We start from the raw sequence: 17,574 nt of genomic DNA on the forward strand, positions 1-17,574 counted from the left end.
GAAGATACCCTTCTAAAACTATATTTTCATTAAAGATTTACTTTAATTTAATCCTAAAGTCTTATCATTCTTACCCTCGTTGTTCTTTAAGAACCCAACAGACGGCATCTTATATTCTGTGTCGGCACGTTTCACAGGAACAGTAATCTTAAGTACCTTAGAAGTACAATTCTTGTTCCAGTCATGTGTAATTGTAACTGTCACGACAACCGGTTGATCATTAGTAACCGCGCTACCACCTTCCTGAGACAAGTTACTCCATGACAGAACACCCTTATCCGAAATAGATGCGTGAGTTACGACGAATTCTTTATTCTCTACCTGATCTGCAGCATTGATCGCATACTTAATGTTTACGTTATGTACTTCGTACAATGATTCACCTATTTTCAAACCATTGCGTACGAACCAACCGTTCTGAATAGCCGGATCCCACATCAAACCATTGGTTGTAGTCTTGTGAGTATCCCACAACTTGAACAGACGATATATCGGCAAATAATGACCTTCGTTTACATTGTCAGCAGCACCGTCAACCAAGTACCAAGAACCATTGTTTACTACTTCATAAGAAACAGGATCTACGAAACGTACATTGAATGTATAGAATCCGGTAGGCTCTTTCTTAGTTGTAACACCCGGTATTGCAATAGGAATCTTACGATCGACACCATAGCTACCAACATAAACATATGCTCTGATTTCAAGCGGTTGTTCAAGCCATTTACAGTCGAATTGATTGATTGTCAATACATGTTTGTTAGTCTCTTCATTATATGCCAATGTAACATCTCCACCATATTGAGTCGGGTTAACCAATTCGAAGCAAATAGTACCGCAAGGTAATACTTTAGCAAGGTTATTAGTCAACATTCCATCTTCAATATTACAGCTCATTTTAAACGTTCCACTGAATGGTTTTTCACCAGTGTTACTTTCTTCAGTCGGATAGCCATATCCCAACATATATTCTGTTCCGGCAATATGGTTGTTACCAGCAGCCCACATAGATGGGTTGTAAGTCCATTCTGCAGCAGGATCAGTTACATTGAACTCAGCCTTGATCTTGAATGCTTTATAAGTAGCTAACGTACTCTCAGTAGAGAAGCTCAATTCCACTTCATATTTACCAGCATGAGCTTCCGGAGTCAATCCGAAGTATAGGTAATTATTCTCAGTTGTCGGACCTCCAAAGATGTTCGCCCAGTCAATCATCAGATTCCAGTTCTTTGACGGATCTTTGTAGATATAACCACTGTTTATGTATGCAGCCCACTTCGTGTATTCGGTTCTAACACCGGTCTGTGCATCAGTAAAGAATACCTTCACACTGTTGGTACCACCTGTAATACCATCACCATACAATTCTACAAACTTCTCTTTACTTACACCTAACTTATTGAAGTACTGATCGAAGTCAATCTTAAGTCCATCAACAACATTAGCATTCGCAAATGCGCCATTACCCCACTGCTTCATATCTTCTCCACCAACGAGTGCAGTGCAGCCAAGTACCTGGTCTGTCAGATCTTCATTAGTCCAAGTATCAGTCAACTGTTCTGTTTCAACCAACTTGATTTTCAAGAGTTTAGACATTACCCATTTACCGTCAACAAACATTTTAACTTTAACAACCGGTTCACGGCCAATAGAAGCTGTCTGAACTTTACCATCTACTAAGATCGGAGTCATTTTTCCTGTCTTAGAGTCAAACGTCACATAACGTTCAGTCTGTCCTACTTCAGCCTCAGTATAATGAACATCTTCAAATTCGAAAGTAATATTTTCGAAGCCAAGATCTTCCAGTCTGTATTGTCCGTCTTTTGAAGAAAAGTCGGTATTCGTATAGAATTTAACAGCATAATCACGAATATAGTCTAACAATACCGGTTGGTCAGTATACAAGACATTGGCGATTACAGGTACGTTAATATTACTAGCAATGTAACTATTTCTTTGAGCAGCATTAAGCTCCTCAGCATACATGTGAGTCAAATCCGTAAATGTAGTAACCTGATCATTCAAATTACCATCTTTTATAGTTATACCGATCATTGCATCGTCCTGCTCAACCACCATACGTTTAGTGGCTACAAAATCAGAAACAACAATACCGTCATTAATAAACTTCTCGTTTTCATTCGTATTCTTAACGCGATAAGCAAGCATATTGACTTTACCGGCTTCACCGTATTTGCTGGATTCCTCCATAGGTTTGCCATCCGGATTATCATATACATTTTCTTCTGTTTCTTCAGAAGCTTTATACATCTTAAATACGTTCGGATTATCAGTATTATTACCAGCAGAAGCTTTCACAACCAGCTTACCTTGAGAGTTTACCGAAATCTTAGACAAAGGCAGTCCTATTTCAACAGCCCTGGTAGTGGTAGTAGCAGTCTGTTCAATAAAACCTAATCCCTCATAATATTTAGGATTAACGTTTGCAGGATTCAGCTTATACTCATATTCAGCCCATCCATTGACCAATGTGCGGTATAATGGCTGAAGAGCACTGTTGTATTCATATACTTTAGTAATACCTGTAGAGTTCTCATCATACCCGATAACCGGCAAGAATACAACATCGCCTAAATCTTCATTGATATTAGAAGTTACGTGAACTAAAGAAGATACGAAAGTAGCAGAATACTTATAAATCTTAGCAGAAGTAGCTTCGCCGGTTTCAGTTCTCAGATTACTGAAAATATAGTAATCTCCCATATCGGCCACAGAAACAACTCCCGGGATAATCCAAGTCATATCAGTCTTGTTCTCCGGTTTCACTTCATTCTTGTACCAGAATCCGTCTTCGCCCGGGATATAAGTATCACCATCGATTCCAGGCTCTCCTTGTTCACCCGGCTTTCCTTGTTCACCGGCAGGTCCTTGTTCACCCGGATCTCCCTTGTCTCCTTTAGCCTTGAACTCTGTTTTCTTACCATCTTGATACCAGTATCCGTCTTCACCAATCGTCCACTGAGTACCATCTTTTCCGGCATCACCATTTTTAATGGTAAAGCTCTTACCGTTGCTCAATGTTACTTCCACACCACCGGTAATGTTCTCAACTTTTGTGATTACAGATCCCCCTTCGATCAGCTTGTTGATTTCCGCAATAGCGTTGGCATTTTCGGTTATCTTCTGCTCTAACCGATCGATATCGTCATCGTAGTCCTTACAACCTACATATGAAAATGTGGTTAGCGCCAATGCTCCGAAAAACATCACTCTAATAATTTTTTTCTTCATAACTACTTAAAAATTACATTAATAATATATTATTAAACACTAAGTTCAAATAATATTCGCCCGTTACTTTGTAGGTAACAGGAAACAGCCTGTAGCTACTTCTGAAGAAGCGTCTAAAGGGTAGACAAGAAACATAAGTATCAAAATATATTTAACCCCTGCTTTAGAATAGCAGCAGAGGGGAGGGAAATCTTTTGCAATAATAAGAGAGCATGGTGTGTTCTTCACAAAAAATCCGCAGTTTTGTTTGGTGTATTTCCTTTTTTTAGTAGTTTATCAGAAAAAATATCTTTTTTGTTTGCATGTTTTCCAAAATATGTTCATCTTTGCAGCGTATTATCTCCCCGTTACCTACAAAGTAACAGGCTTTAATTCAAATAATTACCTACCGAGAAAGACTTCCTAAAGGAAGAGAAGACCATTACATTCGCTTCATCAATTTTCTTATTCTTGAAAGGTTTCAGATAAGTCTCTGTGACAGTGATAGATGAATGTCCCATTGCTTCTGAAATGACACCGGGATGTATCTCACAATAATAAGCCATCGTAGCCCATGTGTGACGCGCTGTATATGAACTCAGATCCGTAGTCAGTCCCAGCACTTGTTTCAGAATCATCAGCTGATAATTAAAGTTACGCAATGCCAACTGGTATTCCTTATATGCCTCCTCCGTTCCTTCCTTGCTGGAAATCAACGAAAAGAGATAAGGAGAAGCAGGATCGGTATTCATATGCTGTTTGATCAATTTCACCGCTTCCGGCAAAAGAGTCACAGTCAGCATTCTGCCTGTTTTCCTCCGACGATAAGTAAGGACATTTCCGTCTATATCATGTTTTTTCAGATAAGCAAGATCGACGAAAGGCATACCACGCAGCAAAAACATTAATATGAAAAACCACGGGCACGCTGCAATTCCCTGTTTCCCGAGTGCAGCTGTTTCGGAATATCTTTCATAAGACGTTCCATATCCTCTTTTTCCAATGCACGCTTTTTATCGGCACGTGTCCCCGTATAGACATACCGGAAATGATGCGGTACATAAGGTGCAATGCGTCGGTCTACTGCCCGATTGTACACAGCTCTCAGCGTACGCATATAAGTAGAAACCGTATTCCAGCTACAATTTCTTCCACGCAGATACGCTTCAAAACTTTTCAAAAACTCCGGAGTCACTTTTCGGAAAGGCAGATTACTGCTTTCATTGAATGCGACGACAGCACTCATGCTACTCCTGTAAATATGGGCGGTCCCATAATTCCCACTTTCCCGTAGCCCGTCGGCTACCTTCTTCATAAATGAAATTAAATTCCCCATTTTTTACTGTTTAAAATGATCAATAAAGGCTGCTGCCAAAGAGAAGTGAACCCTTCTCCACATTCCCCGGCAGCGCCTTTTTTCCTATTCCCAATCATAAAGATACAAATCTATTGCCACATTTGTTTGATGTAACCCCAAAAACATTCGATACCAGCTCCCAGCCGATCATTTTCTCCAAAACATTTGGCTATCTGACAAATAATTCGTTACTTTGCACCGCTTTCGCGCAATCGCTGTCAAGAGAAGAGATACTTGGTATGTTGCGTTGTAACGATAAAACAATTTAATAATAGCAACAATGGATTTAATTAAAATTGCAGAAGAAGCATTTGCTACCGGTAAACAGCACCCGAGCTTCAAGGCAGGAGACACTGTAACAGTAGCATATCGTATCATCGAGGGTAACAAAGAACGTGTACAGTTGTACCGTGGTGTTGTTATCAAAATCGCCGGTCACGGAGACAAGAAACGTTTTACTGTACGTAAAATGTCAGGTACTGTAGGTGTAGAAAGAATTTTCCCAATCGAATCACCGGCTATCGATAGCATCGAAGTGAACAAGGTAGGTAAAGTTCGTCGCGCTAAATTGTATTACTTGCGTGCTCTTACCGGTAAGAAAGCTAGAATCAAAGAAAAAAGAGTTAACAACTAAGCTGAACTCTGAGATTCGAAATAAAAAAGAGGAAGTTCCGGTAACGGGATTTCCTCTTTTTTATTGCCAAATTCTCAGCATAAAAATGAGAAACAGTTTTGGTTTTAAAGGAATATGAGCTTGGTTTTAAAGGAACGGAGTATTTCTTTAAAACCAAGCTCAGTTTGCTCACCGAACATCGTAATTTTATCAACTTTCAAGCGATTGAAATTCTATTTCATCTCAGATGCCCAACATTCTTCAAATATCATTTTATTTAAAACAAGAAATAAATTAGAGTAAAAAGCTAACAATCATCTCAAAAACATATCTAAATCAACAACAAACACATAATACAAAAACATCAAGAGAATCATAAATGCAAAATTTATCGCCTATTCGTAAGGAATATAAGGATTGATAACTTTATTGCAATTCCAGATGCATAAAATGTCCTGAATGTCCACTTCAAAAAAAGAATCGATTTTTAAAATAAAGTAGTTACTCCTATTCCATCTCTTGTGTTTTGAAAAGCAAAATATTATTTTGTTTTTCAAAACGAAATAATTATCTTTGCATAAAAGAGTGCAAACATGAGAATAATAGCTAAAAGCAAAATCGTTGATTATTACACCGAAAATCCAGAGGCTGAAATAGCCCTTGAAGATTGGTATCACAAAACAAAACTGACAGAGTGGAATAACTTCGCCGACATGAAAAAGACATTTAATAGTGTCGATAATGTAGGCAATCAACATTATGTTTTCAATATCAAGGGTAATAATTACAGGCTAATAGTAGTGATCAAGTTCACAATTAAAACGATTTTAATTCGATTTATTGGCACTCATGCAGATTATGATAAAATAGATGTTAAAAACATATAGATATGACAAAGATTCAGAATGAGACAGCTTATAAAGCTACAATGGAAAGAATAGAAGAACTTCTTCCATTAGTTGATGATAATACTCCTTTGTCTGACAAAAATCTTATTGAACTAGATTTATTGTCAGGGCTTGTAGAGGAGTATGAGGATGAGCATTATCCAATAAAAAGCCCATCTTTGGCTGATATAATGAAACTTCGTATGTATGAAATGGGACTTAGCCAAGCCAAACTATCAGAGTTGCTTGGAGTGAGCCCTTCTCGTATCAGTGATTATTTTACCGGCAGAAGTGAGCCAACCTTGAAAGTGGCTCGTGAAATCAGTAAAAAGTTGAATATTGATGCCAATATTGTATTAGGAATATAAAATTCGATGCAATCTTTTTAGCATATCTGAAAACACAAAAAATCCCCGGAAACTCAACGCCCCCGGGGATTCAATTACCTTTATTATAAAAAATCGATATTATTCTTTCAGATCTTTCAATTCCCAAGCCAAAGCACTGGCACCCAGCACCGCAGCATCAGAATCTTTCAGTTCGGAGACAAGCAATTTAGTCTTGCCTTTATAAATATTCAGAATATTGTCATCGATTGCTTTCTGAATCGGTTTCATGATATAATCACCCGATTTTGCCAGACCACCAAACAAAACAATAGCTTCAGGACTAGAGAATGCAATAGCATCTGCCAAAGCCTCACCCAAAATATTACCTGTAAATTCAAAGATTTCCTGTGCCAGCTTATCACCTTGTACCGCTGCATCGTATACGTCTTTCGAAGTGATGTTTTCAGCAGGAATATTACGAAGCAAGCTTGCATCAGTACGGGCAGCCAGGAATTCACGAGCTGTACGAGCTACGCCGGTAGCCGAACAGTAAGTTTCCAGACAACCTTTACGACCGCAACCACAAATGCGACCGTCACGACGTGCAATTACGTGTCCTAATTCTCCGGCAAAACCATCATGACCATAAACCATCTGACCATTGATAACGATACCACTACCTACACCTGTACCCAGAGTAATCATGATAAAGTCTTTCATACCACGGGCAGCACCGTAAGTCATTTCACCGATAGCGGCAGCATTAGCGTCATTTGTCAAAGCGGTAGGAATACCCAATCTTTCTTCAAACATAGCAGCCAACGGAAGAATTCCTTTCCAAGGCAAGTTCGGAGCAAATTCAATAGTTCCGGTATAATAGTTACCATTAGGAGCACCGACACCGATACCTCTGATCTTATCTACACCACCATTAGCAATGATCAACGGAAGCAAGTTTTTGCATACCTCATCCGCATATTCTGCAGCAGTCGGATAGCCGGCTGTTTTAATTGAGCTACTGGCAATAATAGTTCCGCGTGCGTCTACAATCCCAAAGACGGTGTTTGTTCCGCCTATGTCAATACCTACTACGTAGGGTTTCTCCATGTTTGAATTCATGATACTTTATTTAAAAGGGTTAGTTAATTATAAAGTTTACTGCACACAAATTACGTAAAGAAGATTGAGTCTACAAAATGTTTTTTCAAAAAAGTTCACTCTGTTTGCAACTTTTCGTATCTTTCGTGCGTCTAATAGTGAAAAACTAAAAGGAAAAAGAAACTTAATAAGGGAAATTGTGATAAAACTAACAGGCATTAACAAGACCTACAACAACGGAGCACCTCTCCATGTACTCAAGGGCATCAATCTCGACATTCAGCGAGGTGAGTTTGTTTCCATCATGGGAGCTTCGGGTTCGGGCAAATCTACTTTACTAAATATATTGGGGATACTGGATAATTACGATACCGGAGATTATTATCTGAACAACGTTCTTATCAAAGACTTGAGCGAAACGAAAGCTGCCGAGTATCGAAACCGTATGATCGGATTTATCTTCCAGTCATTCAATCTGATATCATTCAAGGATGCCGTAGAGAACGTGGCCCTTCCCTTATTTTACCAAGGTGTAAGCCGCAAAAAGCGAAATGCACTCGCTCTGGAATATCTCGACCGCCTGGGACTGAAGGAGTGGGCACATCACATGCCGAATGAAATGAGTGGAGGGCAGAAACAACGTGTAGCCATTGCCCGTGCATTAATCACCAAACCACAAATAATCCTTGCCGACGAACCGACGGGTGCTCTGGACAGCAAAACATCTGTAGAAGTAATGCAGATACTGAAAGACTTGCACCGAATGGGAATGACCATCGTCGTCGTAACTCATGAAAGCGGTGTTGCCAACCAGACTGACAAAATTATCCATATCAAAGATGGGATTATCGAACGGATCGAAGAAAATCTCGACCACGATGCCTCTCCATTTGGTCAGAACGGAATCATGAAATAAGTATTAGGTAATAAGTATTAAATATTAATTCCATGCGGTCACAACGCAGCCTAATACTTAATACCTATTATTTATTTTATTACTAATCACTTATTACTCAAAAAAATGATTGATATCTGGCAAGAAATATATAGTACCATCAAACGCAATAAGTTGAGGACTTTTCTCACGGGATTTGCCGTCGCATGGGGAATATTCATGCTCATCGTCCTGTTGGGCGCCGGCAACGGACTAATTCACGCATTCGAGCAGTCGGCCTCCGAACGGGCTATGAACTCTATCAAAATCTATCCGGGATGGACCAGCAAATCATACGACGGCCTGAAAGAAGGAAGACGGATACGACTGGACAACAAAGACCTGAATACGACCAATAAGAATTTCCCGGATCATGTTATCAAAGCCGGAGCCACTGTATATCAGGGAGGCGTAAACCTGAGCTTCGGATCGGAATATGTCAATCTGAATCTTTCCGGAGTATACCCCAATCATACAGAAGTGGAAGTGGTAAAACTCTTTAAAGGGCGTTTCATCAATGAAATCGATATTAAAGAACGACGGAAAGTAATCGTACTCCACAAAAAGACTGCCGAAATCCTGTTTGACAAAACACATACCGATCCCATCGGACAATTCGTGAATGCAGGTAATGTTGTCTATCATGTAGTAGGTCTGTACAACGACAAAGGAGACAGCGGCGACAGCGATGCTTACCTTCCATTTACAACTCTGCAAACCATTTATAATAAAGGAGACAAGCTGAACAACCTCATTATGACTACCAAGAATCTGGAAACAATAGAATCTAATGAAGAATTCGAAGCTCACTATCGCAAAGTGATCGGTGCCAACCAGCGTTTTGACCCGACCGACCATAGTGCTATCTGGATATGGAACCGATTCACCAACTACTTGCAACAGCAACAGGGGTCAGCAATGCTCCGTATCGCTATCTGGGTAATTGGTATTTTTACCTTATTAAGCGGGATTGTCGGAGTTTCGAACATCATGCTGATTACTGTAAAAGAACGTACCCGCGAATTTGGCATCCGCAAAGCACTCGGAGCCAAACCTCTTTCCATCCTTTGGCTGATTATCGTAGAAAGTGTCACGATTACCACCATATTCGGTTACATAGGCATGGTTGCAGGCATCGGTGCTACCGAATGGATGAACAATACCTTCGGAAACCAGACTATGGATAACGGTATATGGTCCGAAACGGTATTCCTGAATCCGACGGTCGATATAGGAATCGCCATTCAAGCTACACTCACATTAGTAATAGCCGGAACATTAGCCGGATTGTTCCCTGCCCGAAAAGCAGTCAGCATCCGACCGATTGAAGCACTTAGAGCCGATTAAAGATTATGAGAATAGACATAGATACTTGTGAGGAAATCCTCATCACCATCACAAGAAATAAAACGAGAAGCCTGTTGACGGCATTCGGCGTATTCTGGGGAATCTTCATGCTCGTAGCTCTTATCGGCGGCGGACAGGGATTGCAGGATATGATGCAAAAGAACTTTGAAGGATTTGCCACCAACTCCGGTTTCCTCGCCGCCCAAAAAACGGGAGAAGCCTATAAAGGATTCCGTAAAGGACGCTGGTGGGATCTGGAGGCCATTGACATCGAACGTCTTCGCTCCCAAGTGAAGGAAGTGGAAGTCATTACTCCTTCTGTTGCCCGCTGGGGGTCCAACGCAATATATGGAGACAAGAAATACGACTGTAGCGTGAAAGGATTATATCCCGACTATCTCCACATCGAATCACAGGAAATGGCATACGGACGTTTTATCAACGACGTAGACATCCGTGAAGCACGTAAAGTCTGCGTCATCGGCAAGCGTGTTTACGAAAGCCTGTTCAAACCGGGAGAAGATCCGTGTGGCAAATATATACGGGTAGACGGCATCTACTATCAAATCATCGGTATGTCTTCTTCCGAAGGAAACATGAACATACAGGGACGTGCCTCGGAAGCAGTCACCCTTCCATTTACCACCATGCAGCAGACTTACAATCTGGGCGGGCAAATTGACGTAATCTGTTTCACCGTCAAACATGGTGTGAAAGTATCTGATGTACAACCTCAAATGGAGTCCATCATCAAAGCCGCACACTACATTGCACCTAACGATAAACAAGCGCTTATGTACCTGAATGCCGAAGCCATGTTTTCCATGGTAGACAATTTATTCAACGGTATCCATATTCTGATCTGGATGGTAGGTCTGGGCACTCTGCTGGCAGGAGCTATCGGAGTGTCGAATATCATGATGGTCACCGTGAAAGAACGTACTACAGAAATCGGTATACGCCGTGCCATCGGCGCACGCCCCAAAGATATCCTCCAACAAATCTTATCTGAAAGCATGGTATTGACTACGATTGCCGGAATGTTCGGTATTTCTTTTGCCGTCATGGTATTGCAACTGGTTGAAATGGGAGCAAACTCAGACGGGGGAGACGCACATTTTCAGGTCAGCTTCGGTCTGGCAGTCGGAACCTGCGCACTGCTAATCGCATTGGGTATGCTGGCAGGACTGGCACCCGCCTACCGTGCAATGGCTATCAAGCCGATTGAAGCAATCAGAGATGAGTAGCAGTGGAATGATAAATGAAGAACAAAGAATTAAAAATTAAACATATATATTCAAGATGAAAAAGTATCTGAAAATCACGTTATTGGTAATTATCGCCATAATCCTTGTCGGAACATTTGTATTTCTTTATCAGAAATCCAAGCCAAAGGTTATAGTTTATGAAACATTGGCAGCAGAAGTGACAGACCTTGAAAAAACGACAGTAGCCACCGGAAAAGTGGAGCCAAGAGATGAAATTCTAATTAAGCCTCAAATTTCCGGTATTGTTGACGAGGTTTTTAAAGAAGCAGGTCAAAGCGTAAGAAAAGGGGAAGTAATCGCCAAAGTAAAAGTAATCCCCGAACTCGGACAGCTAAATTCAGCAGAAAGCCGTGTTCGTCTGGCAGAAATCAATGCAAAGCAAGCAGAAACCGATTTTGCCCGTATAAAAAAACTGTACGAGGATCAGCTGATCAGCCGCGAAGACTTTGAAAAAGGGGAAGTGGCAGTAAAACAGGCACGTGAGGAAAATCAGACTGCCAAAGATAACCTGGAAATTATTAAAGAAGGAATCACTAAAAACAGCGCTTCATTCAGTAGTACCATGATTCGTTCTACCATCGACGGGCTTATTCTGGATGTGCCTGTGAAAGCCGGTAACTCCGTAATCATGAGTAACACCTTCAATGACGGCACTACCATTGCTACAGTGGCAAACATGAACGACCTCATTTTCCGGGGAAATATCGACGAAACCGAAGTAGGACGTATCCACGAGGGAATGCCGATCAAACTGACAATCGGTGCTTTGCAGAACCTGACCTTCGATGCTATTCTTGAATATATCTCTCCCAAAGGAGTGGAGACCAACGGAGCAAACCAGTTCGAGATTAAAGCAGCCATCACGGTGCCGGATACCGTACAAATACGTTCCGGTTATTCTGCAAATGCAGAAATTGTATTGCAACGTGCCAACAAAGTGCTGGCAGTACCCGAAAGTACCATCGAGTTCAATGGTGATTCTACGTTCGTATATATCATGACGGATTCCGTGCCACAACAGAAGTTTAAACGTACACAGGTGACTACCGGAATGAGTAACGGTATCAAAATTGAGATAAAGAAAGGTGTAACCGCTCAAGACAAGCTACGCGGTGCTGAGAAAAAAGATAAATAACTGATTCCGAATGAAAGCAATTTATAAAACTATAGCAATTGTTCTGTTGAGCGGAACCGGTATCGGTTCCATTCAAGCACAGAATACCACCTCGCAGGCCTGGACTTTACGGCAATGTATCGACTATGCCATTGAGCACAATATCGACATTCGTCAGACAGCCAATGAAGCCGAACAAAATAAAATAAGTGTAAACACTGCTAAATGGGCACGTCTCCCGAACTTGAATGGTGGTGTCAGCCAAGGATGGAGCTGGGGCCGTACAGCTTCTCCCAAAGATAACTCATATAGTGACACTAACAGTGCCAGTACAGGTTTGAACTTGAGTACCAATGTACCTCTTTTCACGGGCTTGCAATTATCCAATCAATATTCGCTTGCCAAGCTCAATTTACAAGCGGCTATCGAAGATTTGAATAAAGCAAAAGAGGATATTGCAATCAATGTTACCTCTGCCTATCTGCAGGTTCTCTTCAATCTGGAATTGAACAAGGTAGCACAAAGTCAGGTAGACCTTAGCAAAGATCAGCTGAAACGTATTAAAGGACTGCATGAAGTAGGTAAGGCCTCACCTGCAGAAGTAGCAGAAGCACAGGCTCGTGTAGCACAAGATAATATGACAGCTGTACAAGCAGACAATACTTATAAATTGTCATTACTAAACTTAAGCCAGTTATTAGAATTGCCCACACCGGAAGGTTTCATCCTTGAAAATCCTAAAGAAGAGCTGGAGTTCGAACCACTAACGGCACCAGACGACATTTATACTCAGGCACTTGCATATAAGCCGGGGATTAAGGCAGCAGAATATCGCTTACAAGGCAGCTTGAAAAATATTCGTATTGCCCAAAGTGACTTCTATCCGCAACTTTCTTTCAGTGCAGGATTAGGAAGCAGCTACTATACACTAAACGGTGAATCGGAATTCGGTTTCGGACGCCAATTAAAAAACAATCTGAGCAAATCCCTTTCTTTCAACCTAAGTGTTCCGATCTTCAACCGTTTTACTACCCGCAACCGGGTACGTACCGCCCGCCTGCAACAAGCAAATCTCGCCTTACAACTGGATAACACCAAGAAAGTACTTTATAAAGAAATACAGCAGGCATGGTATAATGCCGTAGCTGCGGAAAGCAAATACAACTCCAGCGAAGTCGCAGTGAAATCCAATGAAGAATCTTTCCGGTTGATGAGCGAAAAGTTCAATAACGGAAAAGCTACTTTTGTTGAATACAACGAGGCCAAACTGAATCTGACCAAAGCTCTTTCAGACAAGTTACAGGCTAAATACGAATATCTGTTCCGTACCAAGATACTGGATTTCTATAAAGGACAGGCTATTGAATAGAAAGAGTTTCTGCCCTGTCAAAGAACAGTTATTTTAAAACATATCCGTTGGCTCATTCGTTATTATAGAAAGAACCAACGGATATGAAGCATTTAATTATCGCTGTCATTCTGATCATCAGTAATGTATTTTTAGGGATAGCCAAGCCAATGAAGAATCAAGCAGAAATCTATCTTGCAGGAGGATGTTTCTGGGGAACAGAACACTTTCTGAAACAAATCAGGGGAGTAGAAAGCACCCAGGTAGGATATGCCAACAGCAATGTTGCCAATCCGAGTTATGAACAAGTATGTTCGGGCAAAACGAATGCTGCCGAAACAGTAAAAGTCGTTTATAATCCCGAAGAAGTAAGTCTGGACTTATTGCTCAACCTGTATTTCCAGACTATAGATCCCACCAGCCTCAACCGCCAGGGAAATGATCGTGGAACGCAGTACAGAACAGGTATATATTATATCAGCCAAGCCGATATATCTGCCATCAATAAAGCTATTCAAGTATTGTCCACTCAATATCAAAAACCAATTGCTATTGAGGTAAAGCCACTGACAAATTTCTACCCGGCAGAAATCTATCATCAGGATTATCTGGATAAGAACCCGAACGGATATTGCCACATCAATCCGGCATTATTTGAAATGGCACGCAAGGCCAATGCTTCTAAAACCAAAAACTATCAAAAGCCGGATGATGCAACTCTCCGTAAGAAATTATCTGCGGAACAATATGCCGTGACTCAGAAGAATGCAACAGAACCTGCTTTCCATAACGAATTCTGGAATGAACACCGACCCGGTATCTACGTAGATATCACCACCGGAGAACCTTTGTTTGTTTCAACTGATAAATTCGATTCCGGCTGCGGATGGCCTAGTTTTTCCAAGCCTATCCAAAAAGAACTGATTGCCGAGAAGAAAGATACAACTCACGGAATGATACGGACGGAAGTACGCAGTAAAACAGGTGATGCCCATTTGGGACATGTATTCACTGACGGTCCGAAAGAAAAAGGCGGACTGCGGTACTGCATCAACAGCGCTTCACTACGTTTCATCCCCAAAGAGAAAATGAAAGAAGAAGGATACGAAGAATACCTGTCACTTATTAAATAGAATAACTTACATTGTTTCCAGACAGATACAATAAAAAACGGTGGATTCCTTGTCCGGGTAATCCACCGTTTTCGTTTGTTAACCTTAAGAGAGAAAGAGAATTTCACAATCCCCTGAGTATCGTTATTTTCCGGCAAGCAGCAGGTCTGCTTCATCTATTACCGGAGTCTGTATATTCATTGCCCAGTTACCTGCCGATTCTTCAATCCACTTGTAGTCATTCCACTTATAGTTCATATATGCAATCGGCATATTAGCATCGTTCAGTTCATAAACGCTCTTTTCTACAGAGTCGTCATAAGCTTTATGTGATTTATTCCAGCGTGCGTATAACAATGTGATCTCATTAGAAGAATAAGTATAATCTATCTTGAAATACGGAATCCACTTTTCGCTGGATGAATCCCATTTGAAAGCTTCTTTGGACGCCATTCTTTTTTGTTCATCATACGTAAAATCATATTTCATGTGACGATAGAGAGAGCCATCGAGTCTGTAAATAACCTTCGATACAACAACATCATCCACTTTCTCTTCATTAGTAATGAAGTTATTGTTCTGTGCTTTCAACTCTGCATTAGCGATACCGGCAAATACCATTGCTACTAAAACCATCATTCTGAATAATACTGTAGTTTTCATAATTGTATATTTTTTATTTGTTCAACTTTCTTTTTTGTTCTTCTGTTTATTAGACGGAACATCTATATTGAATGGTTGCAACTTTCTGAACTTTTTTTCATTTTTCAGTTGCCCGCCTTCGATTATATAAATGCAAGGGGTATGCCAAAACAGTAAACACCTAATAATCAGAACAAAGAAGGTATAAGCAGATGTACGAAAATGAACAGTTGTTCGCTCATAAACGGACATCATGTTAAAAAAGAACGACTTATATCCGGTTGAACAGAATATTATCTACCTTTGCATCCAATAATTTATTTAAAGGCAAATGATGAAAAAGAACAGCAAACAAAGTATTCTCCTGTTATCAATTGGAGGAATCTTATTTATCTGCCTTGTCGGTGTCTATCTAAGCCGTAGCATTCTTCTACGGAGTATAGCCAATAAACGTACTACTCACATCGAACAAACATACGGGCTGCACATTCACTATGAGAATCTGGAAATGTGTAGTCTGAATGAAGTCTCCATTCAGGGACTTTCTGTAGTTCCCGAGCAAAGGGATACTCTCCTTACGCTGCAAACTGTCAACGTCAAACTGACCCCCTGGAAACTACTGAAAGGAAACTTTGAAGTACGCAATATCCGTATGGACGGACTAACGATTGCTTTTATCAAACGGGACAGCGTAGCAAACTATGATTTTCTATTCTCCAAACGCCAATGCCAATCGGAAGCCACAACCAAACCTGCCACCGAAAGCAACTACAGCCATCGTATCGACCGGATATTGAACTTAATATATGGCTTTCTGCCCGAAAACGGACAACTGACTCAACTCAATATAACCGAACGGAAAGACAACAATTTTGTTGCCCTAAGCATCCCCGCCTTCACGATTGAAGACAATCGTTTTCAGTCGGCCATCAAGATAAAGGAAGATACCCTGACACAACAATGGAAAGCCACAGGCGAACTGAACAGAAAAGCCCGGATGTTGAAAACAGAACTTTTCGCTACCGGGAAAAAGAAAATCTCACTGCCTTATATCAACCGCCGCTTTGGGGCAGAAGTTACTTTCGACACCTTATATTATAGCATGACCGAAGAAAATCTTGCAAATAATCAGCTACGACTGAACGGTAAAGCCAGAGTCAGCGGTCTTGATATATTCCACAAAGCCCTTTCGCCGGAAGTTATCCATCTGGATCGAGGACAGCTTACGTATCAGATGAATATCGGCAATCATACGCTGGAGTTGGATAGCACCACTACAGTTCTATTCAACAAAATACAATTCCACCCCTATCTGCGAGCAGAAAAGAAAGAAGCTCAATGGCACTTCACAGCTGCCATAGATAAATCCTGGTTCCCGGCTGACGATTTATTCGGTTCTCTCCCCAAAGGGTTATTCAGCAATCTGGAAGGAATAAAGACAAGAGGTGAGTTGGCTTATCATTTTCTGCTGGACATCGATTTCGCTCAATTAGACAGCCTCAGATTTGAATCGGAGTTAAAAGAAAAAGATTTCCGGATCATGGAATATGGTGCGACACCTCTTTCCAAGATGAGCGAAGAGTTCACTTACACTGCTTATGAGAATGGCATGCCTGTCAGGTCATTCCCTATCGGCCCCTCTTGGGAACATTTCACACCATTAGACAGTATCTCTCCCCTGCTACGGATGTCCGTCATGCAAAGTGAAGATGGGGCCTTTTTCTATCACAAAGGATTCTTGCCCGATGCCATACGTGAAGCATTGATTTACGACCTGCAAGTCAAACGCTTTGCCAGAGGAGGCAGTACAATCACCATGCAACTAGTGAAAAATGTATTCCTCAACCGGAACAAAAACTTTGCCCGCAAACTGGAAGAAGCCTTGATCGTATGGCTAATAGAGACAGAGAGGCTGACGTCTAAAGAACGTATGTACGAAGTGTATTTGAATATTGCCGAATGGGGACCTCTGATTTACGGTATCCGGGAAGCCTCTGCTTATTATTTCAATAAACGGCCTTCCCAACTCACGACCGAAGAGAGTATCTTTCTGGCTTCCATTATCCCAAAACCAAAACACTTCCGCAATTCCTTCGCAGAAAACGGACAATTGAAAAAGAATATGGAAGGCTATTATAAACTGATTGCCGGACGTCTGGCTCAAAAGGGGCTGATAAGTGAAATCGAGGCGGATACTATCCGCCCCGATATCCAAGTTACGGGCGACGCCCTGAATAGTTTAGTCGGCGATACGCCGGAATCTAGTTCTCCTACCGCTGAGGAGCAATGACTTA

General features: G+C 41.1%; 13 protein-coding genes and 1 pseudogene. 10 read left to right on the forward strand and 4 right to left on the reverse strand.

Features of this window, described 5'->3' with window-relative positions:
* Nucleotides 1-42 precede the first annotated feature (42 nt).
* Together BLW31_RS16105 and BLW31_RS23845 are read right to left on the reverse strand one after the other, a co-directional pair.
* Complete coding sequence (locus BLW31_RS16105) at nt 43-3,252, reverse strand: collagen-like triple helix repeat-containing protein (RefSeq protein WP_050544890.1); 3,210 nt, start codon at nt 3,250-3,252, stop codon at nt 43-45.
* A gap of 368 nt (nt 3,253-3,620) precedes the next feature.
* Nucleotides 3,621-4,567 (reverse strand): annotated as a pseudogene (locus BLW31_RS23845) (tyrosine-type recombinase/integrase).
* Between the two features lie 301 nt (nt 4,568-4,868).
* Here BLW31_RS23845 and rplS point away from each other — a divergent pair.
* From rplS to BLW31_RS16140, 3 genes are all read left to right on the forward strand, one after another.
* The gene (gene rplS, locus BLW31_RS16125) at nt 4,869-5,222 is read left to right on the forward strand and encodes a 50S ribosomal protein L19 (protein WP_005675578.1); all 354 of its coding nucleotides are present in this window, start codon (nt 4,869-4,871) and stop codon (nt 5,220-5,222) included.
* A gap of 572 nt (nt 5,223-5,794) precedes the next feature.
* Nucleotides 5,795-6,088 carry a type II toxin-antitoxin system HigB family toxin gene (locus tag BLW31_RS16135; RefSeq protein ID WP_010535462.1) on the forward strand — a complete coding sequence of 98 codons (294 nt, stop codon included), beginning with the start codon at nt 5,795-5,797 and terminating at the stop codon, nt 6,086-6,088.
* A gap of 2 nt (nt 6,089-6,090) precedes the next feature.
* Nucleotides 6,091-6,456: a helix-turn-helix domain-containing protein gene (locus BLW31_RS16140; RefSeq protein ID WP_010535463.1), complete on the forward strand. Its 366-nt coding sequence runs from the start codon at nt 6,091-6,093 to the stop codon at nt 6,454-6,456.
* A gap of 99 nt (nt 6,457-6,555) precedes the next feature.
* Here BLW31_RS16140 and BLW31_RS16145 read toward each other — a convergent pair whose 3' ends face one another.
* On the reverse strand, nt 6,556-7,536 hold the full coding sequence (locus BLW31_RS16145; RefSeq protein ID WP_010535464.1) for an ROK family protein: 981 nt from the start codon (nt 7,534-7,536) through the stop codon (nt 6,556-6,558).
* A 178-nt stretch (nt 7,537-7,714) separates the two neighbouring features.
* Between BLW31_RS16145 and BLW31_RS16150 the strand changes: the two genes are divergently transcribed.
* The 6 genes from BLW31_RS16150 (at nt 7,715) to msrB (ending at nt 14,659) form a co-directional block, all read left to right on the forward strand.
* Nucleotides 7,715-8,431, forward strand: coding sequence for an ABC transporter ATP-binding protein (locus BLW31_RS16150; protein ID WP_010535465.1), 717 nt, complete (start codon nt 7,715-7,717; stop codon nt 8,429-8,431).
* A 105-nt stretch (nt 8,432-8,536) separates the two neighbouring features.
* Complete coding sequence (locus BLW31_RS16155) at nt 8,537-9,796, forward strand: ABC transporter permease (protein WP_010535466.1); 1,260 nt, start codon at nt 8,537-8,539, stop codon at nt 9,794-9,796.
* A 5-nt stretch (nt 9,797-9,801) separates the two neighbouring features.
* Complete coding sequence (locus tag BLW31_RS16160) at nt 9,802-11,043, forward strand: ABC transporter permease (protein ID WP_010535467.1); 1,242 nt, start codon at nt 9,802-9,804, stop codon at nt 11,041-11,043.
* Nucleotides 11,044-11,098: 55 nt separating this feature from the next.
* Entirely contained in the window at nt 11,099-12,199 is a 1,101-nt protein-coding gene (locus BLW31_RS16165; RefSeq protein WP_010535468.1) for an efflux RND transporter periplasmic adaptor subunit, read from the forward strand.
* Nucleotides 12,200-12,209: 10 nt separating this feature from the next.
* A complete protein-coding gene (locus BLW31_RS16170; protein ID WP_010535469.1) occupies nt 12,210-13,547 on the forward strand; it encodes a TolC family protein in 1,338 nt (445 codons plus the stop codon).
* Between the two features lie 83 nt (nt 13,548-13,630).
* The gene (msrB, locus tag BLW31_RS16175; protein WP_010535470.1) at nt 13,631-14,659 is read left to right on the forward strand and encodes a peptide-methionine (R)-S-oxide reductase MsrB; all 1,029 of its coding nucleotides are present in this window, start codon (nt 13,631-13,633) and stop codon (nt 14,657-14,659) included.
* A gap of 123 nt (nt 14,660-14,782) precedes the next feature.
* Here msrB and BLW31_RS16180 read toward each other — a convergent pair whose 3' ends face one another.
* Entirely contained in the window at nt 14,783-15,301 is a 519-nt protein-coding gene (locus BLW31_RS16180; protein ID WP_010535471.1) for a DUF3836 domain-containing protein, read from the reverse strand.
* Nucleotides 15,302-15,614: 313 nt separating this feature from the next.
* Between BLW31_RS16180 and BLW31_RS16185 the strand changes: the two genes are divergently transcribed.
* A complete protein-coding gene (locus BLW31_RS16185) occupies nt 15,615-17,570 on the forward strand; it encodes a transglycosylase domain-containing protein (RefSeq protein ID WP_029425035.1) in 1,956 nt (651 codons plus the stop codon).
* The last annotated feature ends 4 nt before the right edge of the window (nt 17,571-17,574 follow it).

It is taken from the genome of Bacteroides faecis MAJ27 (assembly GCF_900106755.1).
GTDB lineage: Bacteria > Bacteroidota > Bacteroidia > Bacteroidales > Bacteroidaceae > Bacteroides > Bacteroides faecis.